Source organism: Streptomonospora wellingtoniae, from assembly GCF_031845375.1.
In the GTDB taxonomy this organism is placed as follows: domain Bacteria; phylum Actinomycetota; class Actinomycetes; order Streptosporangiales; family Streptosporangiaceae; genus Streptomonospora; species Streptomonospora wellingtoniae.
Window position 1 is genome coordinate 26,429 of record NZ_JAVREK010000029.1, and the last position, 16,568, is coordinate 42,996.

Here is a 16,568-nt window from a genome sequence, read left to right on the forward strand (position 1 = left end):
ATCGGTGCGGAGGCGACGCGATCCGCAGGCGGCGGCCGGACGCGTGGGCGTTCGGATGTGATCGGATCGGAGCCGTCAGAGAGCCGCGGCCGCGGGTAGGGGCACGCCCGGGGCAGCCGCCCCCCGAAGCCGACCGAGTCCCGGGCCGTTCCGCCCGGTGGAGAGCGAGCAGACGTGAGCGAAACCGAGCCTTCCCCCGAGTCCGCGCGGGCCACTCCCGGCAGCCGCCGGCGCCGCACCGCGCTCGTGACGGGCGCCTCTTCCGGCATCGGCGAGGAGTACGCCCGCCAACTGGCCCGCCGCGGCTACGACCTCGTCCTGGTCGCGCGCCGAGCCCGGCTCATCGAGGAGCTGGCCGACGACCTCGCCGAGCAGTGCGGAGTGTCCGCCGCCGCCCTGCCAGCGGACCTGTGCGACTCCGGCGACGTCGCCCGCCTGGAGGAGCGGCTGCGCGCCGACGGCACCGGCGATGCTGCTCCGATCGACCTGCTCGTCAACAACGCCGGCACCGGCGGGGGCGGCGAGTTCGTCCGCCAGGACCCCGGCGAGGTCGACGCCATGCTCGACCTGAACATCCGCGCCGTCGTCCGGCTCGCCCGCGCGGTGCTCCCCGTCCAGATCGCCCGCCGTCGCCGGGCGGGGCTCGGGGCAGGCGACCTTCCGCGGATGGGAGTCGTCAACGTCTCCTCGATGGCCGGTGAGCTGGCAGCCAACCCCGGCGGCGCCGTCTACGGAGCGACCAAGTCCTTCGTCCGGCTGTGGAGCGAGAGCGTCGCCTTGGAGGTCGCGGCGCACGGGGTGCACGTCAGCGTCGTGCTTCCCGGCTTCGTGCGCACCGACATGACGCGCGGGGTCCAGGAGAAGGGCCTGCCCGAAATCGTGTTCGTGGCCAAGGAGCGCATCGTCTCCCAGTCCCTGCGGGCTTGGGCGGCGGGCCGGACGTCGGTCGTGCCCGGTCAGCAGTACAAGACCGCCGACGGGTTGCTGCGGCTCATCCCGCGCAGCCTGTTCAGGACGCTCGCGCGCCGCAGCGCCTACCAGGACGTGCAGCGCGAAGTGCAGTGAGGCGGCGGCCGGGCGCCGCGGCTCCGCGCGCGCCGCGTCCGCCTCTGCCGCACGCACCGCGGCCCGCGTTCACCCGCTGCCGCTGCGTGCGGAGTCACGAGCGGGGGCGGTGTGCGCCTAGGCTAGGAGGGCATGCCGCCTGAGGAAAGTGATCATGAAGACCTTCGATGAGCTGTTCGCCGAGCTGTCCGAGAAGGCGCGCACGCGTCCCGAAGGCTCGGGCACGGTCGCGGCGCTGGACGCCGGCGTGCACGGCATCGGCAAGAAGGTCGTCGAAGAGGCCGCCGAGGTGTGGATGGCCGCCGAGTACGAGTCGGACGCCGCCGCCGCCGAGGAGATCTCGCAGCTGCTCTACCACCTCCAGGTGCTGATGCTGGCGCGCGGACTGCGCCTCGACGACGTCTACCGGCATCTGTAGGCCGGTCCGGAACTCCGCCAGCCCCCGACCGGCCGACTCCGTGCCCCTGCTCGACCGCCGACGCTCAACGAGGACACCCGCACCATGGCTGACCAGCTCCGAATCGCCGTGCCCAATAAGGGACAGCTCGCCGAACCCGCCAGCGCCATGCTCCGCGAGGCCGGATACCGCCAGCGCAAGGACTCCCGCGACCTCGTCATGGTCGACCCGGAGAACGAGGCCGAGTTCTTCTTCCTGCGCCCCAAGGACATCGCCGTCTACGTCGGCGAAGGCATCCTGCAGGCCGGCATCACCGGCCGCGACATGCTGCTCGACTCCGGGGCACCGGTGGAGGAGGCGCTCGCCCTCGGCTTCGGCGGCTCCACCTTCCGCTTCGCTGCGCGCGGAGGTGCCTCGATGACGGTCGAGGACCTCAAGGGCAAGCGGATCGCCACCTCCTTCGAAGGGCTGCTGGAGCAGTACCTCGAAGGGAAGGGGATCGAGGCGCGCGTCATCCACCTCGACGGCGCGGTCGAGAGCTCGATCCAGCTCGGCGTGGCCGACGCGGTGGCCGACGTGGTCTCGACCGGGACGACGCTGCGCAACGCCGGGCTGGAGCTGTTCGGCGAACCGATCCTCACCTCCGAAGGCGTGGTCATCCGCCCGCGCGGCGCCGCGCAGGACCCCAAGATCGAGCAGCTGCTGCGCCGGCTCCGCGGTGTGCTGGTGGCGCGCGACTACGTGATGATGGACTACGACGTCCACGCCGAGCAGCTCGACGACGCGGTGGCCCTGACCCCCGGCATGGAGGGGCCCACCGTCTCGCCGCTGCACCGCGAGGGCTGGGTGGCCGTGCGCGCCATGGTCCCCCGCTCGGACGCTCAGCGGATCATGGACGATCTCTGGGAGCTCGGGGCACGCGCGATCCTGGTCACCGACATCTACGCCTGTCGCCTGTGAGCACCGGGTCGAAGACGGACGCCGCCGACCGCGGCCGGCATCACATCGCATCTTGCGCCGCGCCGTCCGCGTGAGGGGAGGGGCGGGAGTGCCCGCATCCGCTGATTTGGACGGACGCGCTCCGCTCACGGTTCCCTCCGCTTCCGGTCACGCGCCCGCCACCTGCGCTTTCGCTCCGCGTCCGGTTCCGGACGGGCCGAGGCGTTCGTCCAGCAGCGGGATCGCGTCCATCATGGAACGCGGATCGTCTGTCCGGCCGCCGATCCCGGTTCCGCTCCGCCCCCGCGGAGACCGTGTCCGCGCGGCCGGTAGCGCGAGCCGGCAGATCACGACTTCATCGGTCCGCCTCCCCGAGGCCGCGGGCGGATCCGATGACCGACCCCAGGTGGTGCCGTGGCGACCGAAGGCCTGATCGATCCGAGCGCGATCCCGATTCCGCAGGTCAAGCCCGAGGACCTGCGCACAGCGGCTTCGGCGCTCAGAACCGACGGCGGCGACATCTCCCAGTTCGGCCAGGACATCAAGTCCTCGTGGAAGGGCCTGGAGGGCATCTACATCGCCCCTGAGGACAACGTCCTCCTCTCGGCCATCGACCCGGTCGCCACTAAGGGCGACGAGGTGGACGGGGCGGTCGCCACCGCGGCCGACGCGCTGGAGACCTTCGCCGACGAAGCCGAGCGGATCAAGGGCAGGCTGCAGGGGCTGAAGGCCGACGCCGAGTCGTTCGTGTCCGACGTCGAGGGGGACGACGACTGGCGCGAGGACGAGGACAAGGTCAACGAGCACAACGGCATGAACGACGACGTGCTCGCCGCCCTCAACGAGTACATGACCGCCGAGCGTGACTGCGCCAACAAGATCACGTCGCTGTTCGGCGGCACCACGTTCGTGGCCACGGCGCCGGGCGAAGAAGGATCGGTCGGCTCGGACGAGCAGGCCCACGGCTACACCGAGATCCCCGAAGGCGTGGAGACGCCGTGGGCGACGCCGCAGGAGTACGACGCGCCCTGGTATGAGGATGCCTGGAACGGTGTGAAGGACTTCGGTGTCGGTTTCGCCGAGGACCTGGGCAGTCTGGTCGGGTTGTACGGCGAGGACGGCTGGGGCGTCGGTTCGTGGAGCGAGTGGGGCAGCAATCTCAAGAACAACTGGGGCGACACCCTGGCCGGCCTGGGCAGTCTGGTCGGCCTGTACGGGGAGAACGGGTGGGGTGTCAGTTCTTGGGGCGAGTGGGGCAGCAACCTCGGCAACGGCTGGACGGAGTTCGCGCACGCGATCGTGCCCTGGCGTGAATGGGGCGATCGGCCGGGATATGTGATCACGCAGACGATCTGCAACGTGGGCAGCATGTTCGTGGGCGGCGCCGGTGTGGTCAAGGCGCTGGCCAAGGGGGCGCGCAAGGTCGGGGGCAACGGTGATGTGGATGTGGACGCCAACCGTCCCGACGCCGACGTCGACCTCCAGGACGCGAGCCGGCTGAGCGACAGCCCCGGGCAGACCACGCAGGGCCTGCAGAACCGGCTGGACGACCTCGACATCGACCAGCAGCAGCTCGACGGTATCCAGGACTCGCTGGACGAGGCCGAGGGCTTCGACACCCAGCCGACCCCCGTCGGTGGCGGCGACCCGATCGACACCGGCGGCAACACCCCGAGCGGCGGAGGCAACGGGAACGGTGACGGCACGCCGGACGGCGACGGCGTCCCGAATGGCGACGGTGTCCCGAAGGGGGGCGGCGACGGTGTCCCGGAGGGGGACGGGGACAGCACGCCGGACGGGGACGGTGTCCCGGACGGTGACGGGGACAGCACGCCGGACGTCGACAGCACGCCGGACGGGGACGGCACGCAGGACGGCGACAGCACGCCGGACGGCGACAGCACGCCGGACGGCGACGGCACCCCCGAGGACGGGGGCCGCGGGGAGGAGGACGGCCCGGGGACGGACGGAGAGGACGCGCCTCCCCTGCCGCCGGACCCCAAGGGCAGCCAGGTTCTCGATCGGCTCGACGAGTCCAGGGTCGAACGCGGTGACGACGGCCTGATCGACACCGTCGACGGTAGGCCCGTCAACTCCTATCTGCGCGACCTTGTGAAGCAGCGGGCGGAAGGAATACGTGACCTCGTGGCCGACAAGGGGGCGTCGAAGAACTCGCTCGGCGGCCTCGGCGGCGCGGTCAACGCAGTCGTGATCGACCGGCGCACCGGTACCGTGATCGAAGCCGTGAACGGGCGCCGTGACGACGTCATTTCACCTGACGATGTCCACCCCCTCCTCGCGGAGAGGCTCGAATCGATGCGCGATAACGGGCCCTACAAGATGTACGATCGGCGTACCGGCGAGGAGATCGGGGAAAGCGAGTTCCCGCACAATGACAACCCCCTCCGGCACGCCGAGGTCAAGGCTTTGAATGAACTGCTGAACCTGCGTGGGAGGGACGCGGGCGCGGATGTGCTCTCGGACTTCCAGGTCGATCCGATGTTCACGCTCTACAAGTCCGGCCCGACCCCGGCTCCGTGCTGCGCCAACTGCACCAGGCTAATCGATGGCGCCGGCAGCAATACCGACCGGCTGCTCTATCCGCCAGGTCATCCGAACAGCGCCGAAACAACGGTCGAGGGGGATTATGGAACGGGTTGAGGACACGGATATCGAGTACGATGACGGAATCGCTTTCCTCAATGACGATGTTTACACCGGCGAGGTTGTCGAGCTCGATTCGGACGGAAACGTGATCGGGCTGATCACGTACAAGAGGGGGCACGAGCACGGGCCGTGGCTCGAGTGGTATTCGAGCGGCGCCCGGAAAGTCGAAGGGCAGGTCGACATCGGCAAGGGCGCGGTCGGGACGTGGCGGCACTGGCATGAGAACGGCCGTCTCGCCCAGGAGCGCCGGTTCGACGACCGCGGCCGTGCGCTGTCCAACCGCACCTGGGACGCCGAGGGAAACCTGGTCGAGGACCGGCAGTACTCCAACCCCATGTGACGGTCCGTCGCGGTGGTGACGGGTCGTCGCACCGGGACGGACCCGTGCTCGCTCCCGGTAGCGGCGGGCGCATGGCGGCTCGAGGCCGGTGGGTAGGATCCGACTCGGCGGCCGGGGCGGAGCATTGCGCCCCCGGGAGCAGTCGAGTCCGAGGAGGACCGGTGGACCGCGCAACCGCATGGCCCGCGGGTGCCGAACCGGAGCCCGCGGTCGTCGAGCGAACCGTCGGGGCCACCGGCGGGGAGCTGGTGCTGCGTCGCGCCGGGGAGCACTTCGAGATCATCAGCAACGGGGTGTTCCTGATGGACACCCGCGACGGCGAGTCCGAGCGGGAGATGGTGCGGGCCTGCCTGGCGGCGCTGCCCGGCGGCGGCCGCGGCGCTTCGGGCCCCCGGGTGCTGATCGCCGGTCTGGGCGTGGGCTTCTCGGCCCGCGAGGCGCTGGACGACCCGAGAGTGGAGCGTGTGCGGGTGGTCGAGCTGGAACCCGCGGTCGTCGAATGGCATAGCGGTCCGCTGGGCGCCGCCGCGGGCCGTGTACTCGCCGATCCTCGCTGCGAGGTGGTCTGCGGCGACTTCGGCGCGTGGCTCGCCTCTGCAGCCGAGGAGGCCGAAACCGCCGGGCCCTGGGCCGACGTCGTCTGCCTCGACACCGACAACGGACCGGACTGGACGGTGGTCGAGGGCAACGGCCGGCTGTACGAGGCCGCCGCGCTCGCACGGCTGCGGAGGCTGCTGCGGCCGGGCGGCGCCGTCGCCTTCTGGAGCGCCATGCGCGCGCCGGACTTCGCCCGACTGCTGGAGCGCGAGTTCGGCGCGGTCGAGACCATCGAGGTCGCCGCCCGGGCGGGGGAGCCCGACGTGGTCTATCTCGCGCGGGGCCCCGCGCCCGCGTCCTGACGCCCCGCCGACGAAAGGGGCGCACCCGTACGGGTACGCCCCCTGGCACGGCGTGCGTTCACTCGGCAGGTGCCTCGTCGTCGGCCTGCTGCTTCTCGATCTCCTTGCGGACCTCGTCCATGTCGAGCTCGCGGGCCTGGCGGATGAGGTCTTCCAGGCTCTCCTTCGGCAGCGCGCCCGGCTGCGCGTAGATGACCGTCTTGTCGCGGACCACCATCAGCGTGGGGATGGACTGGATGTCGAAGCTGGCGGCCAGCTCCTGCTGGTCCTCGGTGTCGACCTTGGCGAAGAGCAGGTCGTCGTGCTTCTCCGAGGCCTCTTCGTAGACCGGGGCGAACTGCTTGCACGGTCCGCACCAGGACGCCCAGAAGTCGATGAGAACGAACTCGTTCTCCGTCAGGGTCTCGTTGAAATTGTCCTTGGTGAGTTCTGTCGTGGCCACGAAGTCTCCTGCTGACGGGTCGGTTGCGTGCTGCCTCGTAGAGCGGTCGTGCCCGCTGATTTGTTCCACAAGCCTCGGCGTGGCCACAGATCAGGGCACACCCCGCGGTGTCGAGCCCCAAGGCCCGGGGGCGACGCTATGCCCTCCCCTCGCCGGCCGTCATCTCGACGGCCGGGCCCGGCGCCGCGTGTCGCCCGCTACCCGCGAAGGTCGGCCCGTTCACTCTCGCGGATCCCTACAAAACACCGGTTCAATACCGGTTTGGGAGGAATATGTCGAGGTCACTAGGGTCATAGCGACAGGAAGATCGCTACGGCACCGGCCGCCCGGAGGGCGGTCGCCGACGGAAGGGCGGCAATGGCCGCGGGTAGAGACCCCTCCGGCGAGGGGGAGGCGGGTTCGGGCGGGCAGCGTTCGGGCGGTTCGCGGGGAGCTGAACCGGACTACCGCTTCACGCTGGCCAACGAGCGCACCTTCCTTGCCTGGATCCGCACGGCCCTCGCGCTGATCGCCGGCGCGGTGGCGGTGCTGCACCTGGTTCCGCTGGACTGGCACTCCGGGGTGAAGCTGGCCGTCGGGTTCGCGCTCACCGGCCTGGCGGTCGTGATCACCGTCTACGCGCCGCTGCGCTGGCTGCATGTGCAGAAGGCAATGCGCCGCGACCAGCCGCTGCCCATGAGCGCGCTGCCCGTACTGACCGCCGTCGGGGTCGCCATTGTGTGCGCGGTCGTGTTGTTCGGGAACTACTGGTCGTGAGCGCGTCCGAAGATGGCGGCTCCGGAACCGGGCCACGCCCTCCGCGGCCCCAGCGCGAGGCGCGATCCGCCGGTCTGCAGGCCGAGCGCACGCTGCTCGCCTGGCAGCGGACCGTGATCGTGGTCATCGTCGTGGCGGTGCTCTACCTGCGCGACCCGTTGGAACCGGGTGGGGCGCAGCAGGGCGGCGACCCGCTGTATCGACTGTTCCCCGTTCTGGGCGTGTTGGCCGCGCTCGGCGTGCTCATCGTGCACCTGCGGCGGCGCTGGCGCGCCACGGAGCACGGGCTGCACGACGACCGGACCGGTCGGCCGCCCGCACCGGTGGCCCGGCCGTGGGCGCTGGTCCTGGTCAGCGCCGCGTCCTGCCTACTGGCGATCGCGGTCGCCGTGAGCGCGCTGATGGTGTGACGTGCGTGCCCGCTGACGCCTGCGCTTGGGGGCCGGACAGCGGGAATCCGGCCCTTGGGGCAGCAGGATCGGGACTAGGCCCCCGGGATCACGACGCCAGAGCGGCGTGCGCGGCCGGCGAGTCCGCCCGCTTGTCCTCGAGGACGGAGCCGACGATGTCGTCCAGCCTCCACCGGGGCTCGTAGTCGATCAGGTCCGCCGCCAGCGAAGTGTCGGGCATGCGTCGCCGCATGTCTTCGTAGCCCTCGCCGTAGGCCTCCTCGTAGGGCACGTGGCGCACCGTGCTGTCGGAGCCGGTGAGGTCGATCACGCGCTGGGCGAGATCGGAGATGGAGACCTCCTCCTTGCCGCCGAGGTTGACGGCGCGGTTGTGGGCGGCGGGGGTCTCCAGCAGGCTCACCATGGCCGGAACCACGTCGAAGACCGAGCCGAAGCACCGGCGCTGCGTCCCCTCGCCGTAGACGGTGACCGGCTCGCCGGTCAGCGCCTGGTCGACGAACCGCGGTACGACCATGCCGTAGCGGCCCGTCTGGCGCGGTCCGACGATGTTGAAGAACCTCGTGATGACGCACGGCAGGCCCGAGGCGCCGCCGTGCACGTAGGCGACGAGCTCGTCGAGCCCCTTGGCGGCGGCGTAGGACCATCGGCTCTTCAGGGGCGAGCCGAGAATCCTGTCCGCGTCCTCGCTGAGTCCGTCGGCGTCGTTCTTGCCGTAGACCTCGCTCGTGGAGGCGACGAGGTAGCGCGCCCGCCGCCGTACAGCGGCCTCGACGACGTTCTCGGTGCCGTGCAGGTTGGTGCGCAGCGACTCCAGCGGCCTGTCCACAATGGTGTGCACGCCCACCGCCGCGGCCAGGTGGAAGACGGTGTCGCCGGCGGCGACGACATCGTCCACGAGCACTTCGTCCAGCACCGAGCCCTTCACCAGCTCGAAGTCCGGGTGCCCGCTGAGTTGTTTCAGGTTGGACTCGCATCCTGTCGACAAGTCGTCCAGGGCAACGACCTGGTGCCCCTCGGCGATCAGGTGGTCGCACAGGTGCGACCCGATGAATCCGGCTCCGCCGGTCACAACGGCTTTCAAGGTGCCTCCCCCTCGTTCAGAGTGCTCTGGGATACGCGGTATTCCGGGTGGCGGGGGCCGGCCCAAGGACCTACTCAGGCCAGCAGGCGCGTCGCGTGATAGCCCTCTGCGAACGCGACCCCGCCCTGCATCCCGCGCAGCACGGCCAGACTCTGCAGAGTGAGCTCGGACCGTGTGTGCGGGTGATCGTGGAACTGGCTGCCGTACAGGCGCATTGCGGCGACCTTCGATGCGAACGCGGCCTCGTCGAGCTCGACCAGCATGTTGGGTGCGGGCGCGGGCTCCTGGCGCCACTGGTCGGCGGCCTCCTCGTAGGACAGCACGAGGCCGGGGTGGTGGCGCCGCCGCGCGTCGGACGGACGCAGCGCGGTGTGCACCGCCTCGGCCGCGACCTGGTGGTCCTGGTTGTAGCTCAGCCGGTGCGGCGCGAGCACCGCCGTGGGGCGCACCTCGCTGACGGAGATCGGGCTCTGCCGCTCGACGATGTTGGCCACCTCGAAGCGCGGGAGTGAGTCGAGCCGGAGGTGGTAGTCGTCGCCGGGGAATGCGATGTGCCAGTCGTCCCAGCGGTAATGGTCGGCCACCTCCTTGATCTCGCCCACCCGCTCGCTCGCGGTGGAGTACCCCCTGTCGGAGACGTCGGCCGTGTCGCCGACGGTCAGGAACTGCACGTACACCTCGGCGCCGGCGGACTTGGCCTTGTGGAGAAGCCCGCCGCAGCCCAGGACTTCGTCGTCGGGGTGCGGAGCGATGACCAGTAGGCGCTGCTGGGACCAGTCGAACATGATGCGGCGTCCTTCGCGGGGGATCCGGATGATGGGCGCGGATAGCGCGGGGCCGGCGCGTCTGCAGACGGCAGCGGGAAGTGTCGCGAGGCGCAGACCGGCGGCCTGGTTCGGCTGTGCTGGGATGCTCCGCCGGGGCGGGAGCCGAGGGCCCGGTGCCCGGTCGGCGCGGCTGGAGCCGGCCGCGTCCGGGGCGGTCAGCCGCCCGAGTCCCGGGCGCGGGTGCTGCGCAGAGCCCGCAGCGCCGCGGTCGAGCCGACGTTGGCGAGCAGGTCCAGCGCGGCCATCCGAGGAAGGAACTCCTCCTCGGCCCGGTTGTGCTGCGGGTACCGGGGGTGCCGGAATCGCTGCCACTCCACCGCGATGCCGTAGCGGCGGAAGACATCGGTGTCGATGTAGTCGCGCGCGCCGTCGCCCGAGAGCATCGCGGTGGCGCCGACCTTGGCCGCGAGCTGGGCGAGCAGCTCGCTCTTCTGGCCGGGGAACTCGCCGAGCTCGCTCGCACGCACCACCGGCGTCGCGACGCCGAACCCGTCGAGGGCGGCGCGCATCGTGGCCAAGGCGAGATCGGCCAGACTGTCCCCTTCCCGGTCGTAGACGCCGAGAAAGCGCTCGCGGAACTCCCCCCAGAACGGAGCACCGCGGTAGCAGTGTTCCTCCAGGGTCCTGCGGTGTTTTTCACGCCAAGGATGGGAGTTGTCGACCTTTTTGTCCAGGATTCGTTCGTCGCGGTTGCGTTGTATTACCGGGACGGTCAGCAGGACGGGTCCGCCCTTCGCGGCGACGTAGTTGCGGTTCTGCCAGCCGCGGCGCTCATATTGAACATGATCAAGTACGACAAAGAGGTCGCTTCGGTCCGCCTTGTCGATGAGTCCCAACCACGGCAGATAATGCGGCTGGTGCATGGCGACGCGCACTGCGGTTCCTCTCCGAGGCTGCGTGGGCACGTGGAGTGCTGGTGACCAGCACGGATTCCGCGGCGTGGGCCCTGCTCGCGGATGCGGTCCGGTCCTGGGCATGCGGTTGAGGATTGATATCGACTGATCCGAGCGTGCAGAATTACGAGGAATCTACGGACATGGGGCGTGCTGCTGTCGGCCGCCCGGGCTTCGGCTACCTAAGGTATTGCATCAACGGGCACCCGCGACTGCAAGTACATACATAGGATTCGTGTGGCCTAGATAGGACGCGCGACCAGGTGAACTTCCTCCGTCGGGGGAGCGTCAACTTATCACCGGTTCTTGTCGCCGACATCGGTCGAACCTCTCGAACCTCGCCAGGAGGACAACCCGTGCGTACGGCACGTTTCATCGGAAGTTGGCTCGCGGGGGCGATCGCCCTGACGCTTGCAGTGACGCTCTTTGTGCAATGGCTCAGGTTCGCGCTCGACTCCGCGGCCGCGACCACCCCGCTACCGCTCCTGCTCGGCATGGCGTTCGGACTCAACCTCTTCGTGTGGAGCCTGGTGGGTACGGTACGACTGGGCGACGACTCGGTGCGGTCGGTGCGCGAACGCCGCGGCGCCGCGGCCCGGCGCCGGGCGCTCGCCGCCGGCCGGGGCGGTGCCGAGGCCGCCGCCGCTGTCGATGCCGCGGAGGAGCACGGCGACCGGGTGCTGGTGCGCTCGCGCGCCGAAACGGTCGGCGGAGGCGCAGGCACGGCGCATGTTCCGGTGCCCGGCGACACGGCGGCGGCCGGCGCCCAGCCGGTTCCCGCGGGCGCGGCGCCGGCGGTCCCGGCCGCCGGTGACGCCGATGCCTCCGAGCGGCTCGACCTGGCAGTGGTCATCCCGGCACACAACGAGGAGCCGGTGATCGACGGCGCCATCACCTCGGCGCTGCGGCTGTTCAACCGCTGGGACATCTACGTGGTCTCGGACAGCTCGCACGACGCCACCGCCGACATCGCCGCCGAGACCGGCGTCAACGTCCTCGAGCTGCTGACCAACCGCGGCAAGGCCGGCGCCATCGAGGCGGTCGTCGAGGAGTTCGAGCTGGCCGAGAACTATGCCGGAGTCGTCATCCTCGACGCCGACACCGAGCTCGACAGCGGCTACGTCGAGGGCGCCCGACGCCAGCTCGGCGATCCCTCCGTCGCCGCCGTGGCGGGCTTCGTGGTCGCCGAGTGGAAGCCCAAGGAGCGCACCGTCGCCGGCCGGACCATCTCGGCCTACCGCGACCGCCTCTACTGGCTCCTGCAGTACCTGCTGCGCTTCGGCCAGACCTGGCGGCACACCAGCACCTCGTTCATCGTCCCCGGCTTCGCCAGCGTGTACCGCACCAGCGCGTTGAAGAGCATCGACATCAACCCCAAGGGCCTGGTGATCGAGGACTTCAACATGACCTTCGAGGTGCACCACAAGCGCCTCGGGCGCATCTCGATGAACCCCGACACCAAGGCCTACTGCCAGGATCCGTTCACCCTGGGCGACTACGTCAAGCAGGTGCGGCGCTGGACGCTGGGGTTCTGGCAGACCGTGCGCCGGCACGGCGTGTGGCCGAGCCTGTTCTGGTTCGCGCTGTTCTTCTACATCCTGGAGGTCGTGGTCGTCTCGGTGCTGCTGCTGGCCACCGCCGCGCTGGGACTCTTCACGCTCGTCCCGCTGGCAACCGGTGGCGCGGTGCTGGACGTGGGCGCCTACGCGACGGGCTACACCGCCGTCACCTCTGTGCTGCCGCTCACCACGATCCTGATCGGGCTGTTCGTGCCCGACTACATCCTGACCTGCATTCTGGCGACGGTCCGACGCAGGCCCAGCTACCTGGTCTACGGGGTGTTCTTCCTGCCGATGCGGCTCCTCGACGCCTACCTCACCCTGCGCACCGTTCCCCAGGCCTGGACCACCCGTTCCGACGGCCGCTGGCAGAGTCCCACCCGCGGGTCGGGGCGCCTGTAGGCAAGGGGGCCGCGACCTGCGTGTCCGTTCCCGAGCGGCGGCGCCAACGGTGTGGGACGACCCGCCTCCGGTATGCCCGCGGCGGCGATTAGGCTCGGACCAGACCCTCGTCGCGCCAGTTGCCGCGGGGGCCGGAACCACAGAATTGCCCAGCGCGGCCGCGGGCGCCCGCGGCCGCTCGCGCGGCGCACTCCGGAGCGCCGTCCGCCGCCGACAGCACGAGGTGCCCCGTGGAGAAGAAGCGTCTGCCGTTCGTCCTGTACCGCGTCCTCGCCTATGTGACGGGTGTCCTGCTTCTGCTCCTCACGTTCGCCGCGATGCCGGCCAAGTACCTCATCGGCGAGACCGCGCGCTTCCCGCTGGTCGGCGCGCCTGCGGGGGCCGAGAGCCTGTTCGGCGACGAGTCGGTGCTGATGCCGCTCGTGGCCATCCCGCACGGCTACGTCTACATGGCCTACGTGCTCGTCGTGCTGTGGCTTGCCCTGGACCGGCGCTGGAGCGCGCCGCGGACGGTGGGGGTGGCCCTGGCCGGGACGATCCCGTTCGCCGGGCTCATTATCGAGCACCGGCTGGCGGCGGCGGAGAAGGCGGAGTCCGGCCGGACCGCGTCGGCGGACGAGCGCCGGGCCGGTCAGGTTCGCGCCACCGACACCTGATCGCCGCCCGCGTCGGCGGAGGGCGCACCGCCGCCTCCGGCGTCCGGTCGCACGTCCTGGCTCCCGGGGCCGCGGCCGCCCTGCCCGTCCTGATCGCCGGCCGAGCCGCCTTCCCGAAGCTCACGGCGCATGAGCGACACCCAGAAGACGACCACCGCGCCGCCGAACACCACCCATTGCGCGGCGTAGCTCACGTTGCGCCAGTTCCACACGATGCCCTCGGGCGGTTCCGGCGGCGGGATCTCCCGCAGCCGCGGCCCGGCACCGGCGGACGTGTCGCCGGGCCGCTGCTCGCCGAGGATGATGTAGCCCTCGTAGAGGCGGTAGGGCCATTCGTTGACCAGCAGCGAGGGCGCGATCCGGGCGACGTGGCCCTCGGGCGTGTCGACAGGGATGTATCCGTCCTCTGCCTTGTCGGGCGGCTGCAGCCAGCCCGTCACCGAGACCTCGCCCTCGGGCACGTCGGCCGGCCGGTCCGCCGAGTCGGCCGCGCTTTCGGGTAGCCACCCGCGGCTGACGGCGACAGCGGTGTCCTCGCCGGTGACCAGCGGAACGACGACGTAGTACCCCTTCTCGCCCTCGGGGGAGAGCGCCGGCGCCAGTCGCTGCCGCTCGGGCGCGTACACGCCGGTGACCCGTACCGCTTGGTTGCCCTCCTCCTCGGACATGTAGGCGCCCGGCTGCAGCACGCTCTCCAGCGGCCGGGCCTGGGACAGCCGCTCGATGGGGCTGTCCACAACCTCGCGCGAGGGTTGCTGGGCGCGCTCGAACTGCCAGTACCCCGCGCCGAGGCACACGGTCACGGCGAGCAGGACCAGCAGATGGATGCCGAGCCAGCGGGGCTTGACCAAGACGGAACGCACGACCCCAGGCTATGTCCGCCTTGCCGCGGCCATGCTCCACCCCCGAAAACAGCGCCGACTTGACCTTGGGCGCCGTGCCTTGGTTCGCGGGTTGAGCGGAGATGGAAATTACTTTAAGTAGTTCGCCGTGACAGAGGGTTGTTGTGGCAGGTCATCATCGGTAGTCTGTGGAACAGAGCGAGAGGCGAAGCCGATCGGCGCCGCTCTCCCGCCACAACATAGAGCTTTAAAGGTCGCGACTCCAGGGGGGAGGAGTCGGCGACCGTTCCCAAAGCGAGGGCCGCATCCGTGATTTTGAGGGGGGACACGGAGGCGGCCCTCGCGTCTTGCCTTGTACGGGTTCGACCGGGGCGGGTCCCCAAAGCCCTGACGCACCTGACGCACCTGAGGCGCTGACGGCCTGAGGCGCCGAGCCGCCGATCGACCGCCCGGCCTCCTTCGGTCCCGTCGCCGGCGACGCGCCGAGCAGTCGTAGCCGCTCGGGCCGGACACGGCCCCCCTTTTCCACGATGGCGCGCGCCTGCGTCCACCCGCGGCCACACGGGTGCCTTGTGGGGCCCCCTCCTTCCCCGGGCCGGCGTCGAACGCCCCTCTGCTCGCCGGGCCCGAACTCCTCTCCGGATGCACGCGGGCGCGCGATTCCCCCGCACCGCTCAGGCGGAACCGGGGCCTTCGGGCCCGGTATCGCCGAACAAGGTCCCCAACCGCGCACGGACACCGAATCCGGGCGATCGGCGTGATCAATTCGATTCGCCGGTTTCCCGTATTCTTACTGCGCATCCGGTAGATCGGCGTATTCGGTCGAAAAGATCACGGGTGGCCGGATTGGGCACCGCGAATCACCAGAAAAGCCACGCGAATCACGCGTCCCCCTTTATGCTCATCGATGGTGCGAGGAACGGAATCGCCGTGTCTTCGCCTCCGCCTGCCCGCGTGTGCGAAGGAGCGCCGTGATCGACCTGGATCGGCAGATGCTGGAGGTTCTCCGCCTCGACGGAGTGCGCAGCGTCTGCCTCGTCCACTGGCACGAGGAGCGCACCGTCGCCTGGCACGGCGCGGACGACAGGGCGCTGGCGGCGCAGACGGCGGCGGTCGTGCGCGCCGTGGCAGAGGGGCCTTTCGAGCAGGGGCGGACGGTCGAGGAAGTGGTCGTCACCGAGCGCGGAGACCATCTGATCTACACCGTGCTCGCCCACCCCGGCCTGTGCCTTCAGGTCCGGATGGATCGCGAGCGGGGAAGTCTCGGCCTGGTCCTGCACCGGCTGCGACGCGTCGCCGAGGACGCCCGCCCGCAGCTTCCCGACGTCCGCAGGCGACGGGGCACCCCCGCGCCTGCCGCATCCACCACCGTCGAGCGCCCTGTGCTCCTCCGCGTCCTCAACGCCCTGCGGGAGTTGTCCACAGGCAGCGACCGGACGGCTGAGGTGGTCGCTTGACCGGTGGAGCGCGGCCGCGCGGCCATGGCGGACGGCTGCGCCGCTGGATCGCCGAGCGGCCCGCGCTGCTCCGGCTCAACCATAGGAAAGAGAAGGATATGGCGAATATAGATTCCGGGCTCAAGGAAATGATGGAGATCGAAGGCGCGATCGGCGCCGCAGTCGTCGACTACAGCAGCGGGATGGCGCTGGGCACGCTCTCCTCGACCAAGTCCTTCGACCTCAATGTGGCCGCCGCGGGAAACACCGAGGTCGTCCGCGCGAAAATTCGGACCACCGAGCAGCTCGGGCTCAACGAGTCGATCGAGGACATCCTGATCACGCTTTCCGCGCAATACCACATCATTCGCCCTCTCACCAGCAGAAAGGGGCAGGGTCTGTTCCTCTACCTTGCGATGGACCGTACTCGGGGCAACCTCGCCCTGGCCCGCCACCGGCTCAAGTCGATCGACGAGGAGCTGGACGTGTGATCCCGTACCCGGCGCCGGTTCTGCCCGTCGCAGAACGCGCAGGCGGGCGCTTCCGAGGCCATGGCCGCTGCCGTCCGGGCGGAGTAGGGTCTGTGTGTCAGGAGTGCGCTGCGGGGAGGGAACCATGGGCGAACGGCCGGCAGAGGGCGACGAGCCGCTGATGCGCGACCTCATCGGGGGCGTGCTGCGCCGCGCCCGATTGAAGCAGGGCCGCACGCTGCAGGACGTCGCCGAGGACGCGCAAGTGTCCTTGCAGTACCTCTCGGAGATCGAGCGCGGCCGCAAGGAGCCTTCCTCCGAGGTGCTGGCCGCCGTCTACCGCGCGCTCGGGTTGCAGCTGGTCGACCTGGTCGGCGGGCTGCACACCGAGCTCGTGCCCGCCCCCGCGCCGATGGGCCGCAAGCTGGTCGGGTCCCCTCGAACGGACGGCGGCGTCCAGGCGGTACTGCTCGCCGCCTGAACGTCC

At 70.3% G+C, this 16,568-nt stretch carries 18 protein-coding genes; 13 read left to right on the forward strand and 5 right to left on the reverse strand.

What is annotated here, in order from left to right; genetic code table 11:
- Positions 1-174 precede the first annotated feature (174 nt).
- The 6 genes from RM446_RS21885 to RM446_RS21910 all read left to right on the forward strand — a co-directional run bounded on the left by RM446_RS21885 (position 175) and on the right by RM446_RS21910 (position 6,307).
- Positions 175-1,065: an SDR family NAD(P)-dependent oxidoreductase gene (locus RM446_RS21885; RefSeq protein WP_311547280.1), complete on the forward strand. Its 891-nt coding sequence runs from the start codon at positions 175-177 to the stop codon at positions 1,063-1,065.
- 154 nt (positions 1,066-1,219) lie between these two features.
- On the forward strand, positions 1,220-1,483 hold the full coding sequence (locus tag RM446_RS21890; RefSeq protein WP_449657181.1) for a phosphoribosyl-ATP diphosphatase: 264 nt from the start codon (positions 1,220-1,222) through the stop codon (positions 1,481-1,483).
- Between the two features lie 84 nt (positions 1,484-1,567).
- Entirely contained in the window at positions 1,568-2,422 is an 855-nt protein-coding gene (gene hisG / locus RM446_RS21895) for an ATP phosphoribosyltransferase (RefSeq protein WP_311547282.1), read from the forward strand.
- Between the two features lie 393 nt (positions 2,423-2,815).
- On the forward strand, positions 2,816-5,062 hold the full coding sequence (locus RM446_RS21900; RefSeq protein WP_311547283.1) for a YwqJ-related putative deaminase: 2,247 nt from the start codon (positions 2,816-2,818) through the stop codon (positions 5,060-5,062).
- Positions 5,049-5,408, forward strand: a complete 360-nt coding sequence (locus tag RM446_RS21905) for a toxin-antitoxin system YwqK family antitoxin (protein WP_311547284.1) — start codon at positions 5,049-5,051, stop codon at positions 5,406-5,408. The genes RM446_RS21900 and RM446_RS21905 overlap by 14 nt, the downstream gene beginning before the upstream one ends.
- 161 nt (positions 5,409-5,569) lie before the next feature.
- A complete protein-coding gene (locus RM446_RS21910; RefSeq protein WP_311547285.1) occupies positions 5,570-6,307 on the forward strand; it encodes a spermine/spermidine synthase domain-containing protein in 738 nt (245 codons plus the stop codon).
- Positions 6,308-6,365: 58 nt separating this feature from the next.
- On the opposite strand, the gene trxA is transcribed toward RM446_RS21910, so the two are convergent.
- A complete protein-coding gene (gene trxA / locus RM446_RS21915) occupies positions 6,366-6,749 on the reverse strand; it encodes a thioredoxin (protein WP_311547286.1) in 384 nt (127 codons plus the stop codon).
- A gap of 357 nt (positions 6,750-7,106) precedes the next feature.
- Between trxA and RM446_RS21920 the strand changes: the two genes are divergently transcribed.
- Positions 7,107-7,505, forward strand: a complete 399-nt coding sequence (locus tag RM446_RS21920) for a YidH family protein (RefSeq protein WP_311547287.1) — start codon at positions 7,107-7,109, stop codon at positions 7,503-7,505.
- Positions 7,502-7,915 (forward strand): DUF202 domain-containing protein, encoded by a 414-nt coding sequence (locus tag RM446_RS21925; protein ID WP_311547288.1) that lies wholly within the window; start codon positions 7,502-7,504, stop codon positions 7,913-7,915. The genes RM446_RS21920 and RM446_RS21925 overlap by 4 nt, the downstream gene beginning before the upstream one ends.
- 88 nt (positions 7,916-8,003) lie before the next feature.
- On the opposite strand, the gene RM446_RS21930 is transcribed toward RM446_RS21925, so the two are convergent.
- From RM446_RS21930 to RM446_RS21940, 3 genes are all read right to left on the reverse strand, one after another.
- On the reverse strand, positions 8,004-8,996 hold the full coding sequence (locus tag RM446_RS21930) for an NAD-dependent epimerase/dehydratase family protein (protein ID WP_311547289.1): 993 nt from the start codon (positions 8,994-8,996) through the stop codon (positions 8,004-8,006).
- 74 nt (positions 8,997-9,070) lie between these two features.
- Positions 9,071-9,784, reverse strand: a complete 714-nt coding sequence (locus RM446_RS21935) for a PIG-L deacetylase family protein (RefSeq protein WP_311547314.1) — start codon at positions 9,782-9,784, stop codon at positions 9,071-9,073.
- 194 nt (positions 9,785-9,978) lie between these two features.
- A complete protein-coding gene (locus RM446_RS21940; protein ID WP_311547290.1) occupies positions 9,979-10,698 on the reverse strand; it encodes a WbqC family protein in 720 nt (239 codons plus the stop codon).
- 374 nt (positions 10,699-11,072) lie between these two features.
- Between RM446_RS21940 and RM446_RS21945 the strand changes: the two genes are divergently transcribed.
- Positions 11,073-12,677 carry a glycosyltransferase gene (locus tag RM446_RS21945; RefSeq protein ID WP_311547291.1) on the forward strand — a complete coding sequence of 535 codons (1,605 nt, stop codon included), beginning with the start codon at positions 11,073-11,075 and terminating at the stop codon, positions 12,675-12,677.
- Between the two features lie 230 nt (positions 12,678-12,907).
- Entirely contained in the window at positions 12,908-13,333 is a 426-nt protein-coding gene (locus RM446_RS21950) for a DUF3817 domain-containing protein (RefSeq protein ID WP_311547292.1), read from the forward strand.
- On the opposite strand, the gene RM446_RS21955 is transcribed toward RM446_RS21950, so the two are convergent.
- On the reverse strand, positions 13,309-14,196 hold the full coding sequence (locus RM446_RS21955; RefSeq protein ID WP_311547293.1) for an SURF1 family protein: 888 nt from the start codon (positions 14,194-14,196) through the stop codon (positions 13,309-13,311). The genes RM446_RS21950 and RM446_RS21955 overlap by 25 nt on opposite strands.
- A gap of 950 nt (positions 14,197-15,146) precedes the next feature.
- Between RM446_RS21955 and RM446_RS21960 the strand changes: the two genes are divergently transcribed.
- The 3 genes from RM446_RS21960 (at position 15,147) to RM446_RS21970 (ending at position 16,562) form a co-directional block, all read left to right on the forward strand.
- Positions 15,147-15,632, forward strand: coding sequence for a hypothetical protein (locus RM446_RS21960; protein WP_311547294.1), 486 nt, complete (start codon positions 15,147-15,149; stop codon positions 15,630-15,632).
- A gap of 98 nt (positions 15,633-15,730) precedes the next feature.
- Positions 15,731-16,102: a hypothetical protein gene (locus tag RM446_RS21965; RefSeq protein WP_311547315.1), complete on the forward strand. Its 372-nt coding sequence runs from the start codon at positions 15,731-15,733 to the stop codon at positions 16,100-16,102.
- Positions 16,103-16,226: 124 nt separating this feature from the next.
- Complete coding sequence (locus tag RM446_RS21970) at positions 16,227-16,562, forward strand: helix-turn-helix domain-containing protein (RefSeq protein ID WP_311547295.1); 336 nt, start codon at positions 16,227-16,229, stop codon at positions 16,560-16,562.
- Positions 16,563-16,568: the final 6 nt, after the last annotated feature.